The organism is Mesorhizobium sp. WSM4823 (genome assembly GCF_055811195.1).
On the sequence record NZ_JBVVQL010000004.1, the window covers coordinates 1 to 25432 of the forward strand.

Genomic DNA, 25432 nt, shown 5'->3' on the forward strand with positions numbered 1-25432 from the left:
TCCAGCCAGCATCTTGAATCACAAATCCGACCAAACGGGAATCCATTCCGATTCAGTTAGGCCGTGAACCGCTCTAGTGCCAGCGAGGTCGTGGTCTTGCCGGTGCCGCTCGCAGCATCGATCAGCCCCAGGGCATCGCTGCCCGGCAGGATCAGGCCGGCGGTGCGCAGCATGTGCTGGCCACCGGCATCAAGCGCCGCATCGCCCGGCAGGGCAATCGCCTCAGGGTCAGAGGGTTGCACCGATGTGACTCCCCCAGAAATAATCGGTGACAGCTCGGCGACAGGCAGAACCAGCGTTGCGATCCTTACCCAGGGTAAGGTAAGAAACCGACGGGTAATGGGGAGACAATGTATGCGTTATAATTGGGATCGGGCGCCGACGGGTTTTGAACGTCATCGCAAGGCGCTGGCGGCAGCCATATTGATCGCCGGCGGAGTCGGGCTCATGCTTGCGGCCTTGCCATTTTAGAATCGGGCACGATCTGCACCTCGTGCAGGGCCACTTTACCGTCTTGCCCTTAGGCGAGGTCGCCGAAAGACGAAATTGCACATCGCTGCGAAAACCGCATAGGCTATCCCCGGCAAATCGTTCCTGGGGAGGAAGCCGGATGTCACGCTACCACGAGGTCTATGACGGCTGGAAACGCGATCCGGAGAAATTCTGGGCGGATGCGGCCAAAGCCATCGACTGGTTCTCACCCTACGACAGCGTGTTCGATGCAGCGGCCGGCGTCTATGGACGTTGGTTCAACGGAGCTACCTGTAACACCTGCTTCAACGCCGTCGACCGCCACGTGGCGGGTGGCGGCGCCGACCAGATCGCGCTGATCCATGACAGCGCGATTTCAGGCACGATCCGGAAATTCACCTATGCCGAACTGAAGCGCGAGGTGGTCGCGCTGACGTCGGTGCTGAAGAACCGCGGCGTCCAGAAAGGCGATCGGGTCATCATCTATATGCCGATGGTGCCGGAAGCGGCCTTCGCCATGCTGGCCTGCGCCCGGATCGGCGCCGTGCATTCGGTGGTGTTCGGCGGCTTTGCCTCGCACGAACTCGCCACGCGCATCGACGACGCCAAGCCGAAGCTGATCATTTCCGCCTCGTGCGGCCTGGAGCCCGGGCGCGTCGTCGCCTATAAGCCGCTGCTCGACAAGGCGATCGAGATGTCGCGGCACAAGCCGGAGGCCTGCCTCATCCTGCAGCGCGAGCAGTTGCAGTGCGAGATGAGGGACCACTACGATATCGACTATGCCGACGCCGTCGCCCGCGAGCGCGCCGCGGGCGCCAATGTCGACTGCGTTCCGGTGCTCGCCACCGACCCGCTCTACATCATCTACACATCAGGAACGACCGGCCAGCCCAAGGGCATCGTGCGCGACAATGGCGGCCACATGGTTGCGCTGAAATGGTCGATGGAGAACGAGTTCGGCGTCAAGCCGGGCGAGGTGTTCTGGGCAGCTTCCGATGTCGGCTGGGTGGTCGGCCATTCCTACATCGTCTACGGCCCGCTGCTGCATGGCTGCACGACCGTCCTGTTCGAGGGCAAGCCGGTGGGCACGCCCGACGCCGGCACATATTGGCGGGTGATAGCGGAGCATGGGGTGGTGGCGCTGTTCACCGCGCCGACCGCCTTCCGCGCCATCAAGGGACAGGACCCCAAGGGCGAATTCGTCCCGAAATACGACCTGTCGAAATTCCGCACGCTGTTCCTCGCCGGCGAGCGCGCCGATCCGGAAACCATCAAATGGGCGGAGCAGAAGTTGCACGTGCCGGTGATCGACCATTGGTGGCAGACCGAGACCGGCTCGCCGATGACGATCAACCCGGCGGGACTGGGCCTGTTGCCGGTGAAATACGGCTCGCCCGGCGTGCCGATGCCCGGCTACGACATCCGCGTGCTCGACGATGGAGGTCATGAGGTCGAGCGCGGCACGCTGGGCAACGTCGTGGTCAGGCTGCCGCTGCCCGCCGGCTGCCTGCCGACGTTGTGGAATGCCGACGACCGGTTTCGTCAAGCCTATCTCGACGAATTTCCCGGCTTCTACAAGACGGCGGATGCCGGCATGATGGACGAGGACGGCTATCTCTTTGTCATGGCTCGAACCGACGATATCATCAACGTCGCCGGCCACAGGCTGTCGACCGGCGCCATGGAGGAGGTGCTGGCCGCGCATCCGGACGTTGCCGAATGTGCTGTCATCGGCGTCGCCGACGCGATGAAAGGCCAAGTTCCGCTCGGCTTCGTCGTGCTGAATGCGGGTGTTGCGCGCGACACCGCCACTATCGAGACCGAGGTGGTCACGCTGGTGCGTGAGCGGATCGGCCCGGTCGCCGCCTTCAAGACGGTGGTGACGATCAAGCGCTTGCCAAAGACGCGCTCCGGCAAAATCCTGCGCGGCACCATGCAGAAGATTGCCGACAAGGAAGAATGGACGATGCCGGCGACTATCGACGATCCGGCCATTCTCGACGAAATCACCGCAGCGCTGAAGGGACGCGGAATCGGCCTGTAAAGACATCGAACCATCGACAGCGCGCCGGTAGCCAATTGGCTATTGTGCAATGCAGCAAATCGCCATACAGTTTTGTCGGGGCGCCCCACCGACGATACGGCATGGCTCAGCAAAAAACTACATTTGGCGGCGTCGACATTCTTCGATTTCTCGCCGCAGTCCTCGTTATGTTCTACCACTACGGTTATTGGGTGTGGGCCTTTCCAGCCGGCGTTTCGGCACGGGCCACCGGCGGCGTCCCGCCGCATCCGGAACTGATGATTCTCGGCTCCGGATGGGTCGGGGTGCAGGTGTTTTTCGTCATCAGCGGCTTCGTCATCGCCTTCAGCGCCGAAAACTCCAGTCCCTTGCGGTTTTTCGAGGCAAGGGTGAAGCGGCTGGCGCCGGCGGTCTGGATTTGCGCGCCTATCACCGCGGCGGTGCTGCTCCTAGTCGGCCTCAGCTGGCCGACGGATGCCGTGAACCGGCTCGTTCGCACGGCATTGTTCGTCCCCTACTCCCCTTGGGTCGACAGCGTCTATTGGACGCTCGGCATCGAGATCGCCTTTTATGCCGTCGTCTGGACCTTGCTGTGGCTGGGCCGCTTCCATCTGATGGAGGTCGTGGCCATGGTGATAGGCATGGTCAGCACGCTCTTCTGGTGCCTGTATTATCCGCTCGATTGGTCGAACCTTGCCGAGACGCGTTGGCTCGCCCTGCTGCTGGTCCATCACGGATGCTTCTTTGCGACGGGCGTCATGATCTGGCTGATGCGATTCAAGGCGGTGACGCCCTTCCGGCTTGGCCTCTGCGCGCTGTTTCTCGTTGGCTGCGTCCTGCAGATCGCCAGTTCGGTCGATGTTCACACCGTCAAGGTCGAAGAACAGATGCCATACGCGCCGCCGATCGTCTTCTTCCTCGTTGCCATCGCTTTAATGGCATGGTCGTTGCGGCTTGACCTGTCCTGGCGCGGCTGGCGCCGGATCGGCCTGATGACCTACCCTCTCTATCTGATCCATGATGTCGTCGGCGCGGCCATTCTCGGGGCCCTGATGCGTGCGGGAGCGCCATACCTGCTTTCGGTGGTCATCGTCGGGGCGACCATGATCGCCGCGAGCTGGCTGATTGCGATCGAGGCCGAACCGAGAATCCGGCTTCTGCTCGACCACACCATCTTCCGCTATCGCCTCAAGGCCGCGTAACCGCCCAGGCGCGTCACGCCGGGTCCGTGCGGCGCGAGCATCAAGCGAGGAGATCGGCCATCGCATCACCGACAGTGTCGGCTTGCCCGCCGGTCAGGTCTATTCGTGTTCAAGCGCCAGGCCCGGCATACGCCTCGCGGCGCAGGGCGCCATAATACACGCACCGAGGTTTGTATACCAGTATACAGACGTCAGGTGTTTACCTTCCGGCGGGCTTCAGACTTTTCCAGATAGTAGCTCGAATATCTGTCGAAGAATTTTTCCGAGCCGCCGATTGAGCCATACTTGGCGAGCTTCTTCAAATCGACCTTGTTCAAGACCACGCCGACGATCTTGTTGGCGATATAGGATTCCGAACTCAGTATGGATTGCACCATCGCACGCGGCGTGCGCCCCCACTCGGTCACGAGCACGAAACCGTCGGCAAGCGGAGCAAAGGCCTTGGCATCGACCACGGGGCCAAGCGGCGGCAGATCGACAATGATGTATTCGAAGGTTTCCTTGGCATTGTCGATGAAACGACGCATTCCGGCCGACGACAGAAGCTCGCTGGTGTGCGAGAAGTGACCGCGCGGAACGGCCGGGACGATCGCCAGCTTCGTCTGCCGGTCGATCTTGCCGACGGATTGCCAGGTCTGCCCGCTCACCACCGCTTCCATCAGGCCTTGCTCGGCCTCCATGCCAAGGGCGCGGCTGAGGCCGGGATTGCGCAGGTCGCCGTCCACCAGCAGCGTTTTGGAACCGTTGGCGGCAAGCAGGCCGGCCAGGTTCGCCGCCACGGTCGACTTGCCCTCGCCGGGAAGAACCGAGACCACGCCAATGACCCGGCTGCCTTGCCCTTCCAGCACGACGTCGAAGGCAATCTTGGCGCTGCGGAGCGTTTCGGAAAACATCGATGCCGGGGCGTCGACGCTCACCCGCATGCGCGCGCGTCTTTCAGCGGCCGACGATGACTGGGCGGTTTTGACGTCCGCCTGACCGTCATCGCGCCTGTCGTCCTTGACGACCTTGCTGCCAATGATCGGCAGGTAGCCGAGGAATTTGAGACCAACGCGATCGCGAACGTCCTCGCCGGTCCTGAAGAACCGTTCCCTGAATTCGTTCAGGCCGCCAAGCCCGGCCCCCATCATCAGGCCAAGCACAAGCGAAAGTCCCAGCACAATGGACGTGCGCGGGGTTGCCGCGGATTGCGGCAGCGTCGCGTCCGAGATGACTCGGATCTTGCCGACCGGGAAGGATTGCTGCTGGGAGGCCTCCTCGTAGCGGCCAAGGAACGTCTGATAGAGCGTCGAGAGCGCCGTTGCCTTCTGCTCCAGTTCACGCAGCTTGACCTGCGACTGGTTGTCGATGGAACTCTTGCCGGCCGCTAATGCGACATTTGCGCGGAGCGCCGTCTCGCGCGCGAGGGCAACTTCGTACTCATTGCGGTAGCTTTCGGTCAGTTGCTTCAGCTCGCCGAAAATCTGCGCCGATATGTCGGCCTTTTCCTTGGCCAGTGCGACCGCCTGGGGATGATCGGCCCCGAAATTGGCTTCGACATCCTGCTGTCGCTTGGCGACAGCGAGATAACGGGTCTTGAGCGTTGAAATGACCGAGTTGCTCGGCTGGTCGGCGGATATGGCGGCATCCCTGAATGCGTTGTCCGAACCGCTTTCGACGATCGACTTATATTGCTGGTAGCGGGCGCTGGCGCGGGCGGTATCGGCCTGCGCCTCAATAAGCTGGCTGTTAAGATCGCCCAATTGCTTGTCGCTGATCAACTGGCCATCATTGACGGCCAATCCATGCTCGGCCCTGAACTTCTCGACGGCAAGCGCGGCGGCCTGGGAACTTTCGCGAAGCTCCGTCAGCCGGCCTTGCAACCAGACCGCCGCCCGCTCGGTCGCATCAAAGCTCGCATCGAGCTGATCCGCGAGATAGGCCTCGGCATAGGCTTTGGTGATCGCGGTCGCAAGCACTGGATCCGTCGCCTGATAGGCGATGGAGATCACGTAGCTTCGACCGACGCGATCGGCTTGCACCTCGTTCTGCAGTTTGAGGATTGCGTAATCGCGGCGTGACGAGGCGATCATCGCCTCACGCGTGGCCGCATCAAGCTGGGTAACGTCGGTGGTGCCCACGGCGGGGCTGGGACGGAAATACCGGATCACGCCGCGCACCAAACCGGCGACCTTCGACGCAAGCGACGTCGGAGGGTACAAGAAAGCGTCGTTCTGATCGAGCTTCTGCTTGTCGACGACCACCGCCGCCAGTCTCGCCGAATGGAGAATTTCGATCTGGCTCAGAATGGCGGAGTCGGTCTGCATGCTGACCGACGCCGCCGAGACCTCGTCGACGACCTTGTTCAAGCCTTCATCGATCAGCACGCGGCTCGTTGCCAAGTAGGTGGGAGGCGTGGTTTGCAAATAGAGCACGCCCAGAAAAAGACCGATGGCGGCGCATGCCGCAACCACCTTTGCCTGCCTTGCTGCCATGCTGAGCAGGCGCTCGACATCGATGAAGTCTTCGGCGCTTACTGCGTCAGAACTCGGCAATGACTTCCTCTTGTCGAGAGGAAAATTGGCATAATTCATCTTCGGTCCAATTCTAGTTTGCATCTAGAGCGGCGGTCTCTCAAGTCGAATTGTGCCGCCGCTCTATTTCTTTGTCCGAGCATCGGACTTCTCCGAACCGGGCCCGACTTTGGGTCCGGTGCTCCAGCTTGCAGCCGCTAGAGCATGATCGGGAGCATCAGCACATGTCCGGCGCAGGCCTCATGCCAGGCACAGCAAGGTCTTGGCGGTCAAAACGGCATGCCTTGCGCGACCATCCATATGCCAATGCTCCCAAAAAATGGGCATTATGCGGCTTCTACCCGGCGCTCATGCGACTGGACGAACTCCTGAAGCATCTCGAAGATCGGCCCCTTCATGTCGTCACGCGCCAGCGCGAAGGCGACATTTGCCTGGATGAACCCCTCCTTCGAACCGCAGTCGAACATCCTGCCGCTGAACGGCTGGGCGAAGAAAGCCTGGCTCTGCGCAAGCCGGACCATGGCGTCGGTCAGCTGGATCTCATTGCCGGCGCCGCGCTGCTGATTGCCGAGCAGCGCAAATATCTCAGGCTGCAGGATATAGCGGCCGTTGATGTAGTAGTTCGACGGCGCATTGGCCGGAGCGGGCTTTTCGACCATGGCGTTGACTTCGAAGCCCGAGCCAACATCCGCGCCGCAGCCGACGATGCCGTATTTGCTGGTTTCGGTCGGGTCGCAGCGCTCGACGGCGATGACGTTTCCGCCGGTCTGCGCATAAAGGTCGGCAATTTCGGCGAGACATCCGCGCCCGCCGAAGGACACCATGTCCGGCAGCAGCAATGCGAAGGGCTCATCGCCGATGACTTCCCGGGCGCACCATACCGCATGGCCGAGACCTTGCGGTGACTGCTGCCGGATGAAGCTCGTGGCACCGGCCACGGGAAGCAGGCTTTCGAGCGCCTGAAGCTGCGCCGTCTTGCCGCTCTGCTCCAAGGTTCCGATCAATTCCGGATGCAGGTCGAAATAATCCTCGATGACCGCCTTGTTGCGACCCGTAACGAAGACAATGTGCTCGATGCCGGCTTCGAATGCCTCGTCCACCGCATATTGCACGACAGGCCTGTCGACGACCGGCAGCATTTCCTTCGGCATGGATTTGGTCGCCGGCAGGAATCGCGTCCCAAGCCCCGCCACCGGTATGACTGCCTTCCTGACTTTCTTCATCGCATATTCCTTCTGGAGATCGACTTCAACCTGTCGCAGGCCGTGAAAACTGTCTTTCATCTGCCTGCACTCTTCACCTCCCCCGCACCCACGGCAAATTGCGCCGCCACCCTTCGCAGCCGGACGGCGATCGGCATGCCCATATGCCGAACCGCCGCCGGATCGCTGAGCGCCGTCCATATCGCCTTAAACGGGGACCGCGCCTTGATATGCTGGACCAGCGACAGGAACGACGCCGCCTTGCGCAGACTGCGCGTGCGCCTGGCGAAAGCGGCCTCGGCGGCTGCGTCCATGGAATGTGTTCTGGCGAAAGCGAGGTCGGCCTTGCGCATCGCCTCGACGTGATGAAGTTCGAGCACGCGGGAAATCGAGCCGGTCCGGATATGGTAGACATAGCCGGTCGTCGGCTCGACCACGCATTTGCCGCCCTTGGCCAGGGCACTGGCCAGCAGGATGTAATCTTCGCCAATGATCAGGCTTTCGTCATAGCGAAGCCCATTTTCGTTCAGGAACCGTCGTTGAAAGATCGGCTTGAGATAGCCGAGATTGAACCTGGATTCGAAGACCACATTGCCGGCGATATAGTCCGCCAGCGAGATTTCACTCAAGCCCTCGAGGTAGTCGGCCGGGAACATCGTCTCTTCGGCGACGCCGTCCTCGCGAACGACCTGGAGATTGTCTATCGCGATCTCGGCGCCCGCTTTCTCGGCGCGGTCAATCATGGTGCAGATCCGGCCCGGGTAGACCGCGTCGTCGGAATCGAGGATTGCGACCCATCTGCCGCGGGCAAGCTCGAGGCCGGCATTTCTGGCGCCGCCAGGACCACGGTTTTGCTCAAGGGCGACGACGCGAACGATGTCTTCGGGATAGGATCGCGCCAGATCGAGCGTCCGGTCGCGCGACTGGTCGTCGACGACGATGATCTCGACACTGACATCGCGCTGGGCGATGGCGCTGGCGATCGCCCGCTCGATGGTCAGTTCCGCATTGTAGGCGGCAATGACAAAGGTGACGTCAGGCTGCACGCTTGCCCCCTTCCTGCGGCGACGGCAGGCCGTATTGGCGGATTTCACGCACGCCGACGAGACCGCTCACGACGCCGACATGCATAATGCCGCGAAGCACGCTGCGGTTCCTGCGCACGGGACTGATCGCGACCGGGATTGCCGATGCGAAACAAAAGACCGCCTTTGCAGAGGCAAGGCCGACTTGCCTGACCAAAGCGAGGCCACGCGCGTCGCGGCCCAGAAGGTGTCCATGCGTCTGCCCGACACGAAACCGGCGGCGGCGGAGCCAGTCGAATGCGGCCCTGGCGCGCGGCACCACTTCGTCGACCCAGGCCTGCGGCGAAAAGGCGATGCGACCGCCAGCCTTGACCATATGGTCGAAGAATTCGGTGTCTTCGCCGCCGGTCTGGCCACGCGCCAGGCTGAACCGTCGTCCGCGGAGGCTGTCGGCGCCCATCCTGAGCAGAACGTTGCAGGTGTAGCCGGTGCGGATCTCGCCGCGCACCCAGACGGGCAGGGTGGAGTGGAAATCGCCGCGGCGCATCCAATCTGGCGCGTCCGCGCGATAGCGCGCCCGCACCGGTCCGAGCACGGCGGCGGCGCCACTCGCTTCTGCCGTCGCAACCAGTTCGGCGAGCCATCTGGACGATGCCGTTTCGTCGTCGTCGAGGAAGGCGACGAAATCCGACGTGCTGGCGTCGAGGCAGGCGTTGCGGGCGATTGAGATGTTGCGTGCCGGGCAATGACGATAGCTGATCGGCAGCTTCAACGTCTCCGCCAGCGTCGCCACCAGCAGCTCGGCCGTCGGACCGTCATCATTGTCGGCGACGATGACGCGGATGTCGAATCCCGAAGGCACGTCCAGGGCGGCTATGGAGCGAAGGGTGTCGGCAAGCTCCGGCCGCCGAAAAGTGCATACGCAGACATCTATGCTGCGGTTTTTCTCGGCCACATCCGTCACGCCACCCTCCTACGCTGTGATCGCTGTCCGAACAGTTGCAGCCAGAAGCCGACGGACCAGCCAAAATGCATGACCATCGCCGAAATCCCGGCAAGGGCGCTGTCCGGACTGCGCTGGCTGATGGCGGTCCACACGCCATAGCCGAGGCAAACCGACGCCCACACCAGGAGCGGCACGATCGCCAGCCAATGCACGAAGAAAAAGGCAGAGAGAAGGACGATGGGAAACACCAGAAGCGGCACCATCTGCCGGACTTTCGGTATCATGCGGTGCTTGAGAACGTTCTTTGCCCGGCCGCGGCCATAGCCGAGATACTGGAAATAGAGGCCGGCGAGGGACGAGCGCGGGTAGTAGATCATTTGCGTCTTGCCGCTCATCCAGATTCGGTAACCGGCCTTGCGCAGCCGGTAGTCGAGCTCCGCATCCTCGTTATGGCTGAACGTCTCGTCATAGCCGCCGACAGCCTTGAAGGCCGATATCCGCATCAGCGCGTGGTGGCCGTGATCGACCCACTCTCCCACTGAGAGATGCCGGTGCTTGGAGCCGCCCGTGCCAAGCTTGGAATTCTGTGCAGCCGCCACCGCTTTCTGCACCGTGCCGCTGCCGCTGGTCAACATGGAGACGACGACCGAATCCGCACCGGTGGCCAGCGCCTCCTCGACCAGCCGATCGCAATAGTCTGGGGGATAGCCGCCATGCGCGTCGATGCGAATGAGATATTCGGCCTCTTCGCCGTAACTGGCGACGGCGAGATTGATAGCCGCGCTCTGCAGGCGCATTTCATTGTGAAGAAGGACGATCCGCGGATCCGTCCCGGCGATCTCCTCGACGATCGCCCGTGTGCCGTCCGTGCTGCCACCATCGGCAACGACGATCCGGGCACTGAGCCTCTCGGCTGCCGGTCGAAGCTGATCAACAAGCGCACCGATGTGAGCCGCTTCGTTCAGGCACGGAATCACGATCAGGCTGGGCGCAAGCTTTTCGGTCTGCGTCATCGGCCCATGCCCATCCCTAGCCATATTAAGCCAGTGCCTCGGCAGCATATCGATCGGGCACAGCCGTCAACGCGCGAAGCTTGTCGACGAGCGCCCGGCAATCGCTGCGATCGTGGCTCCAGGTTCGCGGATTGCGGGCGAGAACGCGTGCCCGCAATCCCCTGAAACGATGCTCCTCCATATCGCCCAGGGCGGCTTCGAGCGCCTCGGGCGTGGCTTTAGGCAAAAGAACGCCGATGCCCTGCCGGTCCAGGAACCGGCCTGTTTCGGTGTTGCCCATGGAGATCGGCACGGCGCCGAAACGGCAGCCCTCATAGAGGCGATTGGGCAGCAGCCATTCGGAATTCAGCCCTTGCTCAAAAAAATCTATGGCCCAGGAGAAATGAACCTCGCGGTAGATCGTCGCCATATCCTCAGGGTTACGATAGGGCCCGCCAAACGAGAGCCATGGCTCGGATTCGACGAAACCGTGAAAATCCGGAAATTCGGAAAGTGCCGGACGGCCTCTAAGGATGATTTCGAAGCGGCCCTCCAGCCGTCGGGAAAATTCGGCCAGCAGTTCCAGGGAGCGGCGGCACCGGAGCGCGCCGAACCAGCCGATCCGCCAAGGCGGGGCGACGGGATGCTCCACCACTATGCGATCTTCCAGCGAAGCCGCGGTAGGCTCGAAATATTTGTTTTCGAGCAGCTCGACAGGCGCGGCAATCTGTCCGAACGGCTTGAAATAATTGGCGATAAAGGCCGGTGAGCTGGTCACCAGCAGGCTTATATCCTTGGCCAGATAGCGTTCCGCGCCGCGCATCGCCTTACCCACCAAGTCGCGGCGAAGCACAAGACGATGGATGTCGAGGCACTCGTAGACGATTGGCACCGTCGCCTGGAACGCCGATTTGGCACGCCGGGCAAGCGCCAGCATTTCCAGATTGCGCGCGATGATGAGGTCGGGTCGCGGCATCGAACCGAGCTTCGAGCCGATCGAAACCGCCGCCTTTGTGACCGCCGCCAGCCGTTGGGCGAATCGGCCGTCGCGCGTCGCGCCAAGATCGATCGGCTGCACGCCCTCGACATCGACGACCGGGCTTGCTGTCCGACGGAAGCCCGCCAGTGTTACCTGGGCGCCGCCTGCCTTAAGCATTATGATCCGCCGGCGCACGGCCGGGTCGGAGACGTCGTGTACCAAGTACAAGACATGCAGCATGAAAACTCGACCGCTGTTGGCCCGCCCGCAAGAATCCTAGTACAGCTCGTGCTGCATCGCAACATTTTTGGTGCAACGTAGCAAAGATCCACGTTTTTTGTTGCACTGCAAAATTATTGCCTTAGTTTGATGATGGCATCGGGCGCGGGCCGGGACAACGGGGACCGGCACAAAAATCAGGGACCCTGAATTTGCAAGCCAATGCATTCGATCCGCCAGAGGGCTCTCTCCGCAGATCGGTGGGGCGCGGCGCTGTCATCACGGCTTTGGCGCAATCGGTGCGGGTTGCGACCCAGATCGTCTCCGTCATCGTGCTGTCGCGCCTGCTGTCGCCGCAGGACTTCGGTGTCGTGGCGATGTGTGCGCCCGTGCTTGCCTTCATAGCGCTGTTCCAGGATTTCGGCCTGACCCAGGCGACGATCCAGAAAACCGGAATCAGGCATGAGGAGGTCAACTACCTCTTCTGGGTCAATGTCGCGGTCAGCACATTGCTGGCCTGCGTGCTGGCGGGTGCTGCACCCCTGGTCGCCGCCTTCTACGGCGAACCGCGGGTGGCCGGTCTGGTGGCAGCACTTGGGTTGCAGATCATAGCCTATGGGCTGGGTGCCCAGCATCTGGCGCTGTTGACACGCCGCATGCAGTTCGCCCGCCTGGCCATCATCGATGTCGCAAGTGCCATCGCCGGCCTCGTCGTATCGATCGCCTGGACTTTCATCGACCGGTCCTACTGGGCGCTTTTTGCCGGCACGCTGACAGCAGCCGTGCTGCCCACGCTTTGCTTCTGGGCAAACTCGCGATGGCGCCCTAGCCTGCCGCGCAAGGTCGACGGCATCGGCCAACTGATCAATTTCGGCGCCGGCATCACCGGATTCAATTTCACCAACTTCTTCGCCCGTAACCTCGATAATGTGCTGATCGGAAAATATTGGGGCGAAGCGCAGCTTGGGCTTTATGACCGGGCCTACAAGCTGCTTCTGTTTCCGTTAAACCAGATCACCAATCCGCTGTCGAAGGTCATGGTGCCGGCTCTTTCCAGGCTGAAGGACGAGCCGGACCGCTACCGCAGCGCCTATCTTCGTGTCATGCCGCTGATCTTGCTGGTCGCACTTCCCGGCGTCGCCTTCGCCACCGCCATGTCCGACGTGCTGATACCGTTCGTGCTCGGCGAGCAGTGGCGGCAGAGTTCCAGCATCTTCCTGGCGCTCGGCTTTGCCGGACTGCTGCAGCCGCTCAACAACCCGGCCGGATGGCTTTTCATCAGCCAGGGGCGCTCGGGCGATTTCATGCGCTGGGGCATCATAGCGGCCATGACGTCGGTACTGGCCTTCCTGGTTGGCCTTCCCTATGGCGCACTGGGGGTGGCGATCGCCTATGCAATCAGCGAGTATCTCAAAACGCCTTTCCTGTGGCTGTATATCGGCAAAACCGGCCCGCTGCGGGCAAGCCATATCCTTCGCGCGGTATCGCCCTTCATGCTTGGCGCGCATCTGGCGCTTGCCGCCATCTGGTTCGTCAAGCCGCTGCTGCCGCAACAGCACATCGTCGCTATGGCCGGTGCGGTGGTAATGTCCTACATGATCACCATTATGGTCGCATTGGCGTTTGCTTCCGGCCGCGAGGCGCTGCGGGAGGCCCTGAAGCTCCTGCCGGCACGGGCGCCCGCGGCAGCACCAAGCGAGGCGAAGTAACTTGCGCGGACATCCATTCGAGGACCAGGCCTGATCCCATGCACTACCGATCGATCTCCGACATGAACGATGCGATTGTCAGAAACCTTCACCGGTTGCCGCGCGACATCGACCTGGTGGTCGGTGTTCCCAGAAGCGGCATTCTTGCCGCCACGCTGCTCAGCCTGACGGCGAACATACCGATGACCGATCTGGACAGTTTCCTTGCCGGAAAGATCTACACGTCGGGGGCCACCAAGCGCCGCGCCGCGCTCGACCGGCAGGCGTCGGACATGCGCAAGATTCTGGTGATCGACGACAGCGTCAGCGGCGGCGCCGCCATGCAAGCGGCGCGCAACCGGGTAGAGGCCGCCGGCATCAAGGCGGACTTCACTTTTGCCGCAGTGTTCGGCCTGCTGCCCCAGCACGAGGAAACCGACATCGTCCTGGAAGTCGTGCCGCATCCGAGGATGTTCCAGTGGAACTTCATGCACCACAAATTCCTCGCGCAATGCTGCGTCGACATTGACGGCGTGCTTTGCCTGGATCCGACCGAAGCGGAAAACGACGACGGCCCCGCCTATGAGCAGTTCCTGAGCGAAGCGCTGCCCTTGTTTGGCCCGACCCGCAAGATCGGCTGGCTCGTCACCAGCCGGCTCGAGAAATACCGCGCGCTTACCGAAGCATGGCTCGCAAAGCACGGCATCGAATACGACAAGCTGATCATGCTTGACCTGCCGAGCAAGGCGGAACGGCAACGGCTTGGCGTGCATGGCAGTTTCAAGGCCGACTTCTACCGCAAATCCGACGCCATCCTGTTCATCGAGAGCGAGCACCAGCAGGCGCTCAAGATCGCCAAGCTTTCCGGCAAACCGGTGCTGTGCGTGGAAACGCATCTGGTAAGCTATCCCGACACGCTGTCGCTTCCGGCACTCGGACAGACGGCGCGCAACCTTCCCAGCAGATTGCGGGAGATCAGTTCGCCGGACGGGCGCAAGACCGCGATCAAGACCGTCGCGCGCACGCTGCTCGGCGAGCGCGGCTACGAAACGCTCAAGAGCCGGGTCAAACGACCTGCTTGAACCCATTCAGAATTTAGAGCGGTTCGTCGTTTCACGGAAACCCGAACCGCTCTATCTCTTTAGTTTTTAGCAATTCTGGACGGAAAACCGTTTCACACTTTTCCTGGAATTGCTCTAGGCGGCCTGTCGCGAAGGCTGCCGTGCCGCCCTGTCGAGCATCGAGAAGAAAGTCGCGAACTGACTCGCCGGATCGAGCTCCGGACGCTCGGAGAATGCGCGGGCCGCCGTTGAAAGCCGCCCATATTCCTGGCTGTCGGTCCACAGACGCCTGACCACGGCCACCCAATCGGCGAGTGGGGCATCATAGTCCAGCACCACGCCACCGGAGCCGATCGCTTCGGGCAGCCCACCACGACGCGAACCGACGACGGGAATGCCGCTGCAATGCGCTTCCGACGCCACCCGGCCCCAGGCCTCTTCCCACTTGCTGGGGGCGAGCAGGATTTTCGTGCGACCATAAACCGTCTTCATGTCGCTGGTCCGGCTCTCCAGCGTGACGTTGCCGAGCGGCGCGATCGTCCGTTCGATCCTGGCCCGATGATCGTCGTCGAGTTTCCAGCTTTCGACGAACAGGAACGGGATTTCGGAGCAGGCGGCGGCAATGCGCACCGCAAGCTCGAAACCTTTTTCCTCGTAAGGGTTGATCAGCGTGACAAACTCGCCTGTCGTCGGCGTGCTGTAGAGCGCGGGATTGATGGTTGGCGGTATAACCGTCGAATCGATATCGAATTTTGCCTTGTAGGCGCGCGCGGTGAACTCGGAATTGGCGATGTAAAGCGCCGAATGCAGCTCACGCAGATCGCCGCCCAATTCGTGGAACTCGACGTTCCTGAGATAGACGACCAGCGGCACGCCTTCGGCCTGCAGCGCCTTGCCGATCGGAACCGACTTGTGGCACTGGACCACGGCGACATCCGGCCTCAGCTTTTCGACGGCAAAACCCGCCGCCTCCCAGGGAAACCAGGCCCGCACGACCGGATAGCCCGGATAGCTGTCGATGACCGCGCGCTGCCTCAGAAGCTTCATCTTGGCCCGCGCCTTGTAGCCGAAGACGCCTTGGCCGAACAGGGCGGCGAGCACCGACGCCTCATGCCCATGCTCGAGCAACTGCTCGGCAAGATGATGGGTGCTGGATTGGACGCCGCCGCTGAACTGGGGCGTGTAACCGTTGCCGCCTGCAAAAAGCACTTTCATGGTTTCGGCTCCTCGTCGCATTCTCAAATCTACGGGCGATGACGCATGGTTTGTTTGCGGGTGAAGGGCTTGCGACCCGCCTCACGCATTCTGTTGCATCTCTAAATTGGCGAACGGATTGGTGCATGGCTGCCATCCGGTGAACCGGATCGGGTCGGTTGGCGAACTGCGCCGGGCATAGTCGGTCAGCATATGGAACTCGGCAATGACCCAGCGGTCAAAATGCCTCAGATCCTCTTTTTTCTGTTCGGGCAGCAACCGGCGTGCGGCACCTAATTTCAGCTCCTCAAGCAGAGTGACCGCATCGCCCAGCTTGGTATTTGGAAATATCCAGGGGTTCCGCTTCTGGAATTCCAGGACGAACTGCTGCAAATGTTCGATGCGCATATTCAGCCTGCCGAAATATCTTTCCAGCGTGACGCGCACCAGGTCCTCGTCCGAAAGTGAGGAAACGGTGGCGTAGGCAATGCCGGTCGAGGCGACTCCCCCGGCCATGATGGCCAGTGCCGCGCGTCGCGAAACCTTGATCATCCGGCCACTTCCTTTCCCGCTATCCGGCTCGCCGCCCGTAAGGAGAGGGCTGCCGCGGTCAGGCTCGGGTTGGCGCAGGAACAGCTTGGATATGTGCTGGAGCCGACGACAACCAGGTTCCTGAGCTGATGGTGGATCATGTCCCGGTCGACGACCGAATCCGCCGGGCTCGAGCCCATCCTCAACGTGCCCTGGACATGCGACTCGGTCGGCCGGATGCCGCGATCGAAAATCTCTTCGACCGGCAGCGGGGCCAGGAGCGCCGGCAGTTTATCCTTTGCCCACGCCATGCCGTTGACGGCATAATCGGATGCTCCCTTGAAACTGACGAAGGCGTTTTCATCCTCGTCGAGGATGACGAGATTTTCCGGTTCGAGCAGGTTTTCGGTAACGATGATAAGGGGAAGCGTCTGACGAACACGTCCCTTTTCGGGGCGCATCCCGTGCTGCCAGCGGTTTTCGAAATAGACCAGCGCCGCCGCATGCTGTGACCTGTGGGCGCCGTCATAAAGGCCGAAATTCAGGCCGGTGGTGATGGTGCTGCCGTCGAAATTGTCGATACCGTCGAGATAGGCCTCGAAATTCCATCCGTAGGATTCATGCAGGCCACGCCCGACGAATTCGCCCGACAGGCCGGACCGCAACATGATCGCCGGGCTCTGGATGGCATTGGCGCCCAGAATGAAAAGATCGCCGCTGACCGAATATTCCTTGCCGTCATGCACGAATGCAACCGAACGGACCGATCCGCCGACATGGTCGAGCCGGCGCACTTCGGCGCCAAGGCAGACCGAAACGTCGGGATGCTCGAAGACGTGCATCAGGCCGTTGTTGGCGGTGAATTTCGCGTCGACCGGGCATAAGCCGCATCGCAAATTGGCGCAGCACGAAGACCGCTGCGCCGTAGGCACACGCGCCCTGGCTGTCGGCACGACAAAATGCTGGTCCGGCTGCGCCGCCTTCATCATCCGGTCCGGCGTCGACATGTGATGCGGTGGTTGTGGAAACGGCCTGGAGCGCGGCATCATCGCCGCCATGTCGGGGTCGCCTGAAATCGACATGAGGTCCTCTGCATCGCAGTAGAACGGCTCAAGCTCGTCATAGCTGATCGGCCAGTCGTTGCCGACGCCGTAGAGGCTTTTCAGCCTGAAGTCGTTCGGATGAAAGCGCGGTGTCTGCGCGAACCAGCAATTCGTTCCGCCACCCAATCCGATGGTGTAGTTCCACGGCTTATCGGAGTTGGTCTTGTAGGTCGTCTCTTCGTCGATGTCGGTGTTGACGTTCTGGTCGAGCTGCCATTCATGCGTGTTGTGCCGGCCCCACTCCAAGACCAGAACGCGCGCCTTTTGCCGCTTCGCGAACGCATGCAGGAAGAAGGCCGAACCGAAGCCGGAACCGATGGCGACAAGGTCGAAATGTTCGTTGGCGATCTGTTCCGGCCTGATGCCCAGCACCATCAGATAAAACCCTTTGTTGAAACGAGCGCGTTCATCAAAGCCTTCGTCACAGTCCCTGGTGTGCGATCCGGTCTAGCCATAGGCCTTTCCCGCATGGGCCTCACGCCGCCATCCTGCCGATCGAGTGGTATTCGATGCCATGGCGGGCGATGACCTTCGGGTCGTAGAGGTTTCGGCCATCGAAGATGATCGGCGTGGTCAGCGCATCCTTCATCGCGTCGAATGAAGGCGCGCGGAAGCTCTTCCACTCGGTGGCAATCAGCAGCGCATCGGCGCCACGCAGCGCTGCCTCCTTGGTTCCGCACAAGAGCAGGTCATCGCGCTGTCCGTAGATTGCCTGGCATTCCTGCATCGCCTCGGGGTCGTAGGCCTGCACCTTGGCGCCGGCCTTCCACAGCGCTTCCATTAAGACACGCGCCGGCGCTTCGCGCATGTCGTCGGTGTCGGGCTTGAAGGCCAAGCCCCACAGAGCAAAGGTCCGGCCCTTCAGATTGCCCTCGAAATATCGGTTCACCTTGTCGAACAGAACCGACTTCTGCTCGTTGTTGCGCTCCTCGACCGCGCGCAGCAGCTTGGCATCGAACTTGACGCCTTCCGCCGCCTTGATCAGGGCGCGCACGTCTTTGGGGAAGCACGAGCCGCCATAGCCGAGCCCCGGATAAATAAAGTGGTAGCCGATGCGCGGATCGCTGCCGATGCCCTTGCGGACTTCCTCAATGTCGGCGCCCAGCTCCTCAGCCAGATTGGCCATTTCGTTCATGAAACTGATCTTGGTCGCCAGCATGCAATTGGCCGCGTATTTGGTGAATTCGGCGCTGCGCACATCCATCACGATCATCTTCTCGTGGTTGCGGTTGAACGGAGCGTAAAGCTCACGCATCACCGCCTCGGTGCTCTCGCTGCTGGTGCCGACGATGATGCGGTCGGGCTTCATGCAATCGGCCACCGCGGAGCCTTCCTTGAGGAATTCCGGATTGGAGGCCACGTCGAAAGCCATGTCCTCGCGCCCTCGGGCCTTCAGCGTGGCGGCGATCCTGGCCTTTATTTTTTCGCAAGTGCCGACCGGCACGGTCGATTTACCGACGACGATCTTAGGCGCATCCATCTCCCTGCCGATGGCCTCGGCGACGGCCAGAACATATTTGAGGTCGGCCGAACCATCCTCTCCCGGAGGTGTACCGACGGCGATCATCTGGATCACGCCATGCCGGACCGCAGCGGCGGCGTCGGTTGTGAACTTGATGCGGCCGGCGGCATGGTTCTCCTTGACGAGATTTTCGAGCCCGGGCTCGAAAATCGGGATGAATCCCTGATTGAGCCGCTCGACCTTTTTCACGTCGATGTCGACGCACACCACCTGGTGCCCGACTTCGGCAAGCACCGCCGCCTGCACGAGACCGACATAGCCAATTCCAAAAACCGTCAAATTCATTTAGTTTCATCCCTATTCGAGGCTTCGGATCGCTTTCGGTCCGGCCGGTTCAGATTAGCCTTCACTTCACGCTGCATGCCAGCGATTCCGGAAACTGGCATGGCTGGCCGAGCGCCGTGAATGCGACACGGTCCACTTGCATGGTGAGCTTGCGGCCCGGGTCCGAAAACGGACCCAGCCAGTCCTTCATGGTGTCGCTGCCCCAGAGGCTGAAGAATATCTTTTGCGCATGGGAGGGCAGCTTTGCCGGATCGGTGATCGTGTTCACCAACTGGCCGTTGACGTACCAGCGCAGCCGGTCCTTCTCCCAGACGAAGGCATAATCGTTAAATGCCTTGTCGGTACCACCTGCTACATCCACCAATTTCTCGTTATTACCCTTGCCGGCTATGTAAGCGTTGACCTGCACCTTGGAGGTGTCCTTGGTCAGCACTTCGAAGTCGATTTCGTCCCACGGCTGCTTGTCGGAGGGGCCGATGTAGGTGAAGAAGGCGGTGTTGATGCCGGAGGCCGCATCGGTTTTCATCCGCGCCTCATAGGTGCCATAGCCGAAGCGCTGCTTGGTCTGGATCTCGCCGCAGGCAAAGTCGCGATCCTTCAGCTTCTGCTTTTCGAAACCGAGCATCAGCATGCCGTCGGAAAGCTTGACCTGGCTTTTGGACCAGGTGCAGTTCTGATGGCTGCCGTTCGTCCAGCCGTCGGAAACGTACCAGCGCGCACGATCGAAGCTGGTGAAATCATCGACGAACGATGGCGCAGTCGGAATATCCTGCGCATGAGAGGGGGTTGGATCTGCAGCCAGGCCGCCGAGTGCGGCCAGCAGAAACGCGCCGCCCGAACATAGCCGCCTCAGCTTCCCTCGCCCGACCGAGCGCGTGAACGGCCCGCCGCCGATGGCTGGGGTGGTCGTGATTTTCGGATCCGCGTTCATACCAAACTCACCTTTGTGCTGTGCGCCCCCAACCCAAAGTCGACGTTCGAACCGTGACGAAACGAGCTGATCTTGACCTTCTCCCTGTACCTTCCTGGTGCTGCCTCTTTCTTGCCCTGTGGCACCAAATCTCTTGCCTGCGGTGTCACCCACAACTTTGAGATTCATCCCGTGCCGGCGGCCGGCTTGGCGAAACCAGGCTTGGTGGTCGAGCTAGGCTGAGCGCTTTCATCGAAGATCGCATCCAGCGAATGACGGAGATCTTTCATCAATTCGTTCTGGCGCGCGAGCGCCGCGATGCGCCGCTCGCAATTCAGGATCGACCTCGTCAGCTCACTGACTTCCGCGGATCTGCTGGTGGAGACTGCCCCATTCTCCATCGCCTCGACCAGGAAGGCCGCGTTGGTGGCCTTTGTCCGGTAGCGGTTCTCAAGTCCGTTCTTCTCCGCCTTGACCTCGGCCGCGATCTGGTCAAGCAGCTTGGCCAGGCGGTCAAGCCGCGAGACGTCGGTCTGCCTGTCTCGAGCCGGATCCCTTGATCTGAAGCCGAATATCGAGGCCATGCGCTCAGTTCCCTGTCATGGCAGGCCTAAAGCCTAGCCTCGTGCCCGTTCGAGCCAAAAAATCTCGTCGCATCGTCCAGTTCCTCTGACAGGAGGGCATTTTTGGGCCGATTCAAACGGCCGGCCAAAATTGCTGCACCGCAACATACATGCCATCCCCAAAGCGAGTAGGCAACCACCTTATGCATGATGCGCAAACGTGCGCGGCGGTTTTGCGACAACGACAGGCATAAGAGCAAGAACTCAAAGCGCGTCACATGACCTCATCAAACGCGACGCGCTTTGGTGTGGCCAATCGGAAATTCGCAATCACTTTGGAGCGGGGTGAGGACCTGTTGCCATGAGTGGCATGGCGCCGGCCACGGACAAGCTCATGTCTCGCCGACCGGGCTGGTTGCGGCCATCAGAAAACGCAGCGGCGGCACAGGTTGCTTCGAGGCAAAGCCGGCGCGTCGAAACAGCGCATCCAGCTTGTCGGCAGCCACGCCGCGAACGATAGGGATGAGGTTGGACTGGCTGGCCAGGGCGTAGGCCGCAGCCGATGTCAGCCCACGCTCATTCTTGACGTCGAGGAAGTTCCTCAACCGGTATTTGTCGCGTACCTGCCGTTCATGCCTCCTGAGCACCGCCTTAGAGCCTTCCGGCAAACTGTCGATCGCCAGCAGCGCCAAATCCGCGTCGGCCAGGCGCTTGAGATCCTGCGTCTTGTGCTGGCCGCTCAACGAATCTGCGCGAACGATCGCGCCATAGCCGCAGGACCTGATGACCTTGAACCGCGCCCCGTGAGCAACCGCGCGCGCGTAGAGTTCATAGTCTTCGCCCAGCCGCAGGTTTTCGTCATAGCGAAGCCCATACCGGTCGAGAAAAGCACGGCTGATCACCGGTTTGAGGAAACCCAACTCACCTCTCCGCACGCGGCGACTGGAGATGTTGCCCTCGATGAAACGTTCGAAATCGAGGAATTCCGGGTCGGCCGAGAACCGCGGCGCGGCGATTTTCGAGACATCGGTCGCCGCATCGTCCCTGATCATCATGATGTTGTCCGCGGCGAAATCCCAATCGGCGCTGGCGAACAACTCGCGAAATCTGCCCTCGAGAAAAAAATCGTCGGCGTCCAGAATACTGATGAACGGCGATTTGGAGCTGGCGATCGCGGCGTTGCGGGCCAAGGAAGGACCGCCGTTGACGTCGAGCCGGATGACGGAAAGCCTGCCGCTGCCGTCGTCGGCCGCCCGAGCGACTTTCGCGGTGTCGTCGGTGGACGCGTCATCGACGACGACGACTTCCGCCACCTCCGGCTCGCGCAATGCCGATGCGATGGCAACCGGGATTGTCCGCGCCGCGTTGCGGGCAGCGATGATCACGCAGACCTGGGGTTCTGTCATCAATTCGCCTCTCGACTGCACCGGTAACTCCGAATTTTCTCGCCGCTCCCCTGTCGAACTTGGATGCAGCGCTCGTTCTCACCGTCCGGCTGTTCAAAAAGCGTCGGTCGAAGCTTATGCTGCAAGTGCGAAGCAAAGCATCGCCAAAATCATTCGGTCCGTCCAGTCTTTCCTTTCGGTGTCGTCCCTGTCGATATCGTCGTGGCGCAAAATCGATGAACGATGAAATGGCCCGCGGATGACGCGCCGCCTCGCAACCCGCCCTGCTCGTCGATCATCACGTTCGCCGAACGTGCGGGCGCGATGGAAATTGGCCACACCGTCGAGATCAGGCAATATCAGATGCTGAATTTGGTGCTCAGACGGTAAGGGAAAAACCGGAGGCCGGTTGCCCATGATGCTATCATGCAGGCAGTCAGAAAGGAACCTCGCCAACGCAACCTGACGTCAAGTCGTCAATGGAGGCTTCTCCTGGCACTGAACTTCTCGCCATCGGCCACATCAGCCGAACTCAGCTTTCGTTCGGCATCGCGAAGCTTGTCAGCCGACGTCGGAGCGTTTCTGGCAACCATGACAAAAACCAGCAGAAAGTAACCCAGCTGGATGACGATGGCGCAGGCTATAGCGCGAAAAAGCGTCGTGCCGAGCGAAGCGCCGGCCAGGTAAGACCAGGCGACCACAACCGCCAGAGCGAACAACATGCCGATGATGAACTTTGGTAGCGACATACCCGACAGCCTGTTAACCTGCCCGGGCAAAAATCGATGATTGACCCACCCCCGAGCCCTCCCTTCGCCATGCGAGCTCGTTGAGGCTGCCCGCTTTTTGGCCGGTTGCTTCCGGCCTATTCCACCCTGTCCATACTCTGACAGAAACAATTTGCAACTCTATTGAGCTGTGCAATAGCGGGCAAGGCCAACCACAAATAATTTTGGGTGAATTCGCGGGATCGACTCCGCCATGTTGCGATGCACACATCTGCACCGCGACCAATCTCCGGATATGGACTCACTTCAGTAACAGCGACAATATTAAATCGTATTTTACTTTATAATCCCTATATGCTTTGCAAAGCTAAAGCACCATGATGCTCAAATACGTGGCAAAAAGAGCGATTCGCCCCAAATCAGCCTCAAAAACGCACTGGATTTTTCAAAGTTGCCCACAATCTGTCACGAATGTGCCATAAAGGCCAAATTTTGTGCAGGATGGGTTTATTATTTAGTCAATTCATGACGCGATTATTTCAATCGATCGAGAAATTGTGTGTTGCGATGCAGCATTTTTTTGGTATCGTGGCGCCAACCATCCGTTCAACGTATGGAGTGTATGCATGAGGGACGTAGCCAAGTCGGCCGATGCGGATTTTTCGCAGGCCGGCATCGACTTTCCACCAATCGGCGGCCTGCTCAAACGCAGCTTCGATATTGCCGGTTCACTGATTGGCCTGGTTGCGCTCAGTCCGCTGTTTGCAATGGTCGCGCTGCTTGTCAAATTTTCCGATGGCGGGCCGATTTTCTACGGCCACAGCCGGATCGGTCGGGGAGGGCGAATTTTCCCGTGCCTCAAGTTTCGCACGATGGTTCAGGATAGCGAACAGGTGCTGGCTGCATATCTTGCCGCCAACCCGGACGCCAAAGCCGAATGGATAGCCACCCGCAAGCTCAAGAACGACCCGCGCGTTACGCGCGTCGGGGCCGTGCTGCGGAAGCTCAGCCTCGATGAGCTGCCGCAGATCGTCAACATCCTTCAGGGCGACATGAGCCTTGTCGGTCCTCGCCCCGTCGTGCGCGACGAGCTCGAAATCTACGGCAGTTCGGCAGTCTATTATCTGAAATCGCGCCCCGGCCTGACCGGGCTCTGGCAGGTCAGCGGCCGCAACGACGTTTCCTATGACAGCCGCGTCGCATTCGATCGCCACTATGTCGAGAACTGGTCGCTGTTCGAAGATATTCGCATCATTATCAAGACCGTGCCCGCCGTCTGGATGTCGCGGGGTTGCTATTGACCGGCCGCCAGCCGGTTTCTGTGTCGAAGAGTGACTGTCCCGCGCATCGTGCCGCAGATCGATTTTCGAAAAGCACGATGCGCAGATTAATGTGCTAGAGTATGCTTTTGTGCGTCCCAAGGGACGCACGTCGCTCTAGACGCCAAGCATTCTGCAGCAAGATTCATCGGGCGGGGCCAAAGCGGATCGGAAAACGTTCAGTTGAAAACAGACATCGTCGAAATCTCCTGCGCCGGCACCGTTAGCAATCGCATGCGACGGATGCGGCTTGTGACCACTTGCCTTGCGCTGGCGCTCGCCGTTCCCCAACTCGCCGCCGCCGACGAGTACCGCCTGGGATCGCAGGACAAGCTGACCATCCGAGTGGCCGAATGGCAGACCGTTGAAGGCACCTTCCGCGACTGGACGGCCGTCAACGGAGAGTACACGGTCGGTCCTTCCGGAACATTGTCGGTGCCGTTCGTCGGCGAAATGCCGGCATCCGGCAAGACCACATCCGAGGTCGCTGCAGCGATCGGCCAGGCGCTCCAGCGCAAGCTCGCCCTGGCTGACCGGCCGGAAGCCTCCGTCGAAATGGCGCAGTACAGGCCGTTCTACATTTCCGGAGAGGTCCAGAGCCCCGGCCAGTATCCTTACGTGCCTGACCTGACCGTCCTGAGGGCGATGAGCATCGCCGGCGGCGTCCGGCGGAGCCCCGAAGGACAGCGCTACGACCGCGACATGATCAATGCCAAGGGCGATTTTGACGTCCTTCAAGACCAACGGGTCCGGCTGATCGTCAGGCGCGCGCGCATCGAAGCGGAGATCGCGGACAAGCCGACATTCGACGTGCCGAAGGAAGTGGCCGACGATCCGAAACTCGCAAGCATCGTTGCCGACGAGATGGCGATCCTGACGGCCGATCAAAAGAAGCTGAAACTGCGCCTTCAGGCGCTCGACGATTTGAAGAAGCTGCTGCAGAGCGAGATCGATTCGCTGCAGAAGAAGATCGTCAACCAGCAACGGCAGGTCGACCTGGCAAAGGAACAGCTCAGCGGCATCGGTTCGCTGGCGCAGAAAGGCCTTGTCGTCAACACGCGGGTTCTGAATTCGCAACAAACGATCGCCGACCTGGAAGGTCAGATCCTGGATTACGACACGGCCATCCTCACCGCCAAGCAGTCGATCAGCAAGGCTACCCAGGATGCCATCGACCTGGAAAACACCCAGAATGCGGGCCTCGCCGCAGATCGGCAACAGGTAGAAGCCGACCTCAGTGCGACAATGCTCAAGATGAACATGCAGACAGGCTTGATGGCCGAAGCCATGACGGGGAACCCGGCATTGCAACGCTATCGCGACGGCGAAGAGCCGACGATGTCGTTTGGCCTGGTTAGGGTGGTCGACGGCAAAACCAGCGAAATCGCCGCCAGCGAAGACACGCCGGTGCTGCCAGGTGACGTAATCAAGGTCAAGCTAGCGCCAATGGCTAGCCAATAGACCTTCGAGCGATCGAATTTTCAACGTCGGCTGGCACTCAAAAGGAGTGTCAGCCAAGGCCGTCCATTGGTGCACGCTCGTTGGCGAGGAGCGGCTATGCGTTGGGCGTA

At 60.8% G+C, this 25432-nt stretch carries 22 protein-coding genes; 6 read left to right on the forward strand and 16 right to left on the reverse strand.

Annotation, left to right across the window (positions count from 1 at the left end):
• Positions 1-56: 56 nt before the first annotated feature.
• Positions 57-242, reverse strand: a complete 186-nt coding sequence (locus tag AC0L26_RS12015; protein ID WP_473632724.1) for a hypothetical protein — start codon at positions 240-242, stop codon at positions 57-59.
• 368 nt (positions 243-610) lie between these two features.
• On the opposite strand from AC0L26_RS12015, the gene AC0L26_RS12020 reads away from it, so the two are divergent.
• Positions 611-2515, forward strand: a complete 1905-nt coding sequence (locus AC0L26_RS12020) for a propionyl-CoA synthetase (protein ID WP_473632725.1) — start codon at positions 611-613, stop codon at positions 2513-2515.
• A gap of 101 nt (positions 2516-2616) precedes the next feature.
• Positions 2617-3696, forward strand: coding sequence for an acyltransferase family protein (locus tag AC0L26_RS12025; protein WP_473632726.1), 1080 nt, complete (start codon positions 2617-2619; stop codon positions 3694-3696).
• 191 nt (positions 3697-3887) lie between these two features.
• Here AC0L26_RS12025 and AC0L26_RS12030 read toward each other — a convergent pair whose 3' ends face one another.
• From AC0L26_RS12030 to AC0L26_RS12055, 6 genes are all read right to left on the reverse strand, one after another.
• Positions 3888-6269, reverse strand: coding sequence for a polysaccharide biosynthesis tyrosine autokinase (locus AC0L26_RS12030; RefSeq protein ID WP_473632727.1), 2382 nt, complete (start codon positions 6267-6269; stop codon positions 3888-3890).
• Between the two features lie 266 nt (positions 6270-6535).
• Positions 6536-7432 carry a UTP--glucose-1-phosphate uridylyltransferase gene (locus AC0L26_RS12035; RefSeq protein WP_352926351.1) on the reverse strand — a complete coding sequence of 299 codons (897 nt, stop codon included), beginning with the start codon at positions 7430-7432 and terminating at the stop codon, positions 6536-6538.
• 56 nt (positions 7433-7488) lie between these two features.
• Positions 7489-8457 carry a glycosyltransferase family 2 protein gene (locus tag AC0L26_RS12040; RefSeq protein WP_473632728.1) on the reverse strand — a complete coding sequence of 323 codons (969 nt, stop codon included), beginning with the start codon at positions 8455-8457 and terminating at the stop codon, positions 7489-7491.
• Positions 8447-9400: a glycosyltransferase family 2 protein gene (locus tag AC0L26_RS12045; protein WP_354489366.1), complete on the reverse strand. Its 954-nt coding sequence runs from the start codon at positions 9398-9400 to the stop codon at positions 8447-8449. The genes AC0L26_RS12040 and AC0L26_RS12045 overlap by 11 nt, the downstream gene beginning before the upstream one ends.
• Entirely contained in the window at positions 9397-10395 is a 999-nt protein-coding gene (locus AC0L26_RS12050) for a glycosyltransferase family 2 protein (RefSeq protein WP_473632729.1), read from the reverse strand. Before AC0L26_RS12050 ends, AC0L26_RS12045 begins: the two co-directional genes overlap by 4 nt.
• A gap of 25 nt (positions 10396-10420) precedes the next feature.
• Positions 10421-11593, reverse strand: coding sequence for a glycosyltransferase family protein (locus tag AC0L26_RS12055; protein WP_473632730.1), 1173 nt, complete (start codon positions 11591-11593; stop codon positions 10421-10423).
• Positions 11594-11784: 191 nt separating this feature from the next.
• Between AC0L26_RS12055 and AC0L26_RS12060 the strand changes: the two genes are divergently transcribed.
• Together AC0L26_RS12060 and AC0L26_RS12065 are read left to right on the forward strand one after the other, a co-directional pair.
• Positions 11785-13281 (forward strand): lipopolysaccharide biosynthesis protein, encoded by a 1497-nt coding sequence (locus AC0L26_RS12060; RefSeq protein ID WP_473632731.1) that lies wholly within the window; start codon positions 11785-11787, stop codon positions 13279-13281.
• A gap of 38 nt (positions 13282-13319) precedes the next feature.
• Entirely contained in the window at positions 13320-14342 is a 1023-nt protein-coding gene (locus tag AC0L26_RS12065) for a phosphoribosyltransferase (protein WP_473632732.1), read from the forward strand.
• 114 nt (positions 14343-14456) lie between these two features.
• Here the strand turns inward: AC0L26_RS12065 and AC0L26_RS12070 are convergent, their stop codons facing one another.
• The 9 genes from AC0L26_RS12070 to AC0L26_RS12110 all read right to left on the reverse strand — a co-directional run bounded on the left by AC0L26_RS12070 (position 14457) and on the right by AC0L26_RS12110 (position 22563).
• Positions 14457-15536 carry a glycosyltransferase gene (locus AC0L26_RS12070; protein ID WP_473632733.1) on the reverse strand — a complete coding sequence of 360 codons (1080 nt, stop codon included), beginning with the start codon at positions 15534-15536 and terminating at the stop codon, positions 14457-14459.
• Positions 15537-15617: 81 nt separating this feature from the next.
• On the reverse strand, positions 15618-16067 hold the full coding sequence (locus AC0L26_RS12075) for a hypothetical protein (protein WP_473632734.1): 450 nt from the start codon (positions 16065-16067) through the stop codon (positions 15618-15620).
• Positions 16064-17524 carry a GMC oxidoreductase gene (locus AC0L26_RS12080; RefSeq protein WP_473632735.1) on the reverse strand — a complete coding sequence of 487 codons (1461 nt, stop codon included), beginning with the start codon at positions 17522-17524 and terminating at the stop codon, positions 16064-16066. Before AC0L26_RS12080 ends, AC0L26_RS12075 begins: the two co-directional genes overlap by 4 nt.
• A 100-nt stretch (positions 17525-17624) precedes the next feature.
• Positions 17625-18956, reverse strand: coding sequence for a UDP-glucose dehydrogenase family protein (locus tag AC0L26_RS12085; RefSeq protein ID WP_473632736.1), 1332 nt, complete (start codon positions 18954-18956; stop codon positions 17625-17627).
• Positions 18957-19017: 61 nt separating this feature from the next.
• The gene (gene exoK, locus AC0L26_RS12090) at positions 19018-19887 is read right to left on the reverse strand and encodes an endo-1,3-1,4-beta-glycanase ExoK (RefSeq protein ID WP_473633193.1); all 870 of its coding nucleotides are present in this window, start codon (positions 19885-19887) and stop codon (positions 19018-19020) included.
• Positions 19888-20051: 164 nt separating this feature from the next.
• Positions 20052-20450 carry a single stranded DNA-binding domain-containing protein gene (locus AC0L26_RS12095; RefSeq protein WP_473632737.1) on the reverse strand — a complete coding sequence of 133 codons (399 nt, stop codon included), beginning with the start codon at positions 20448-20450 and terminating at the stop codon, positions 20052-20054.
• Positions 20451-20821: 371 nt separating this feature from the next.
• The gene (locus tag AC0L26_RS12100; RefSeq protein WP_473632738.1) at positions 20822-21835 is read right to left on the reverse strand and encodes a glycosyltransferase family 2 protein; all 1014 of its coding nucleotides are present in this window, start codon (positions 21833-21835) and stop codon (positions 20822-20824) included.
• Between the two features lie 114 nt (positions 21836-21949).
• Positions 21950-22231 (reverse strand): hypothetical protein, encoded by a 282-nt coding sequence (locus tag AC0L26_RS12105; RefSeq protein WP_473632739.1) that lies wholly within the window; start codon positions 22229-22231, stop codon positions 21950-21952.
• Between the two features lie 59 nt (positions 22232-22290).
• Positions 22291-22563 carry an exopolysaccharide production repressor exox gene (locus AC0L26_RS12110; protein WP_473632740.1) on the reverse strand — a complete coding sequence of 91 codons (273 nt, stop codon included), beginning with the start codon at positions 22561-22563 and terminating at the stop codon, positions 22291-22293.
• Positions 22564-23168: 605 nt separating this feature from the next.
• On the opposite strand from AC0L26_RS12110, the gene AC0L26_RS12115 reads away from it, so the two are divergent.
• Positions 23169-23843, forward strand: a complete 675-nt coding sequence (locus AC0L26_RS12115) for a sugar transferase (protein ID WP_473632741.1) — start codon at positions 23169-23171, stop codon at positions 23841-23843.
• Positions 23844-24095: 252 nt separating this feature from the next.
• On the forward strand, positions 24096-25322 hold the full coding sequence (locus tag AC0L26_RS12120) for a polysaccharide biosynthesis/export family protein (RefSeq protein WP_473633194.1): 1227 nt from the start codon (positions 24096-24098) through the stop codon (positions 25320-25322).
• Positions 25323-25432 lie beyond the last annotated feature (110 nt).

Excerpts from the sequence above, each read along its gene's own strand:
- AC0L26_RS12070 (WP_473632733.1), bottom strand. The coding sequence starts at position 15,536 with ATGAAAGTGCTTTTTGCAGGCGGCAACGGTTACACGCCCCAGTTCAGC.
- AC0L26_RS12025 (WP_473632726.1), top strand. The coding sequence starts at position 2,617 with ATGGCTCAGCAAAAAACTACATTTGGCGGCGTCGACATTCTTCGATTT.
- AC0L26_RS12110 (WP_473632740.1), bottom strand. The coding sequence starts at position 22,563 with ATGTCGCTACCAAAGTTCATCATCGGCATGTTGTTCGCTCTGGCGGTT.
- AC0L26_RS12035 (WP_352926351.1), bottom strand. The coding sequence starts at position 7,432 with ATGAAGAAAGTCAGGAAGGCAGTCATACCGGTGGCGGGGCTTGGGACG.
- AC0L26_RS12065 (WP_473632732.1), top strand. The coding sequence starts at position 13,320 with ATGCACTACCGATCGATCTCCGACATGAACGATGCGATTGTCAGAAAC.
- AC0L26_RS12020 (WP_473632725.1), top strand. The coding sequence starts at position 611 with ATGTCACGCTACCACGAGGTCTATGACGGCTGGAAACGCGATCCGGAG.
- AC0L26_RS12095 (WP_473632737.1), bottom strand. The coding sequence starts at position 20,450 with ATGGCCTCGATATTCGGCTTCAGATCAAGGGATCCGGCTCGAGACAGG.
- AC0L26_RS12115 (WP_473632741.1), top strand. The coding sequence starts at position 23,169 with ATGAGGGACGTAGCCAAGTCGGCCGATGCGGATTTTTCGCAGGCCGGC.
- AC0L26_RS12080 (WP_473632735.1), bottom strand. The coding sequence starts at position 17,524 with ATGGTGCTGGGCATCAGGCCGGAACAGATCGCCAACGAACATTTCGAC.
- AC0L26_RS12120 (WP_473633194.1), top strand. The coding sequence starts at position 24,096 with ATGCGACGGATGCGGCTTGTGACCACTTGCCTTGCGCTGGCGCTCGCC.
- AC0L26_RS12030 (WP_473632727.1), bottom strand. The coding sequence starts at position 6,269 with ATGAATTATGCCAATTTTCCTCTCGACAAGAGGAAGTCATTGCCGAGT.
- AC0L26_RS12055 (WP_473632730.1), bottom strand. The coding sequence starts at position 11,593 with ATGCTGCATGTCTTGTACTTGGTACACGACGTCTCCGACCCGGCCGTG.
- AC0L26_RS12100 (WP_473632738.1), bottom strand. The coding sequence starts at position 21,835 with ATGACAGAACCCCAGGTCTGCGTGATCATCGCTGCCCGCAACGCGGCG.
- AC0L26_RS12105 (WP_473632739.1), bottom strand. The coding sequence starts at position 22,231 with ATGGGCAACCGGCCTCCGGTTTTTCCCTTACCGTCTGAGCACCAAATT.
- exoK (WP_473633193.1), bottom strand. The coding sequence starts at position 19,887 with ATGAACGCGGATCCGAAAATCACGACCACCCCAGCCATCGGCGGCGGG.
- AC0L26_RS12050 (WP_473632729.1), bottom strand. The coding sequence starts at position 10,395 with ATGACGCAGACCGAAAAGCTTGCGCCCAGCCTGATCGTGATTCCGTGC.
- AC0L26_RS12085 (WP_473632736.1), bottom strand. The coding sequence starts at position 18,956 with ATGAATTTGACGGTTTTTGGAATTGGCTATGTCGGTCTCGTGCAGGCG.
- AC0L26_RS12075 (WP_473632734.1), bottom strand. The coding sequence starts at position 16,067 with ATGATCAAGGTTTCGCGACGCGCGGCACTGGCCATCATGGCCGGGGGA.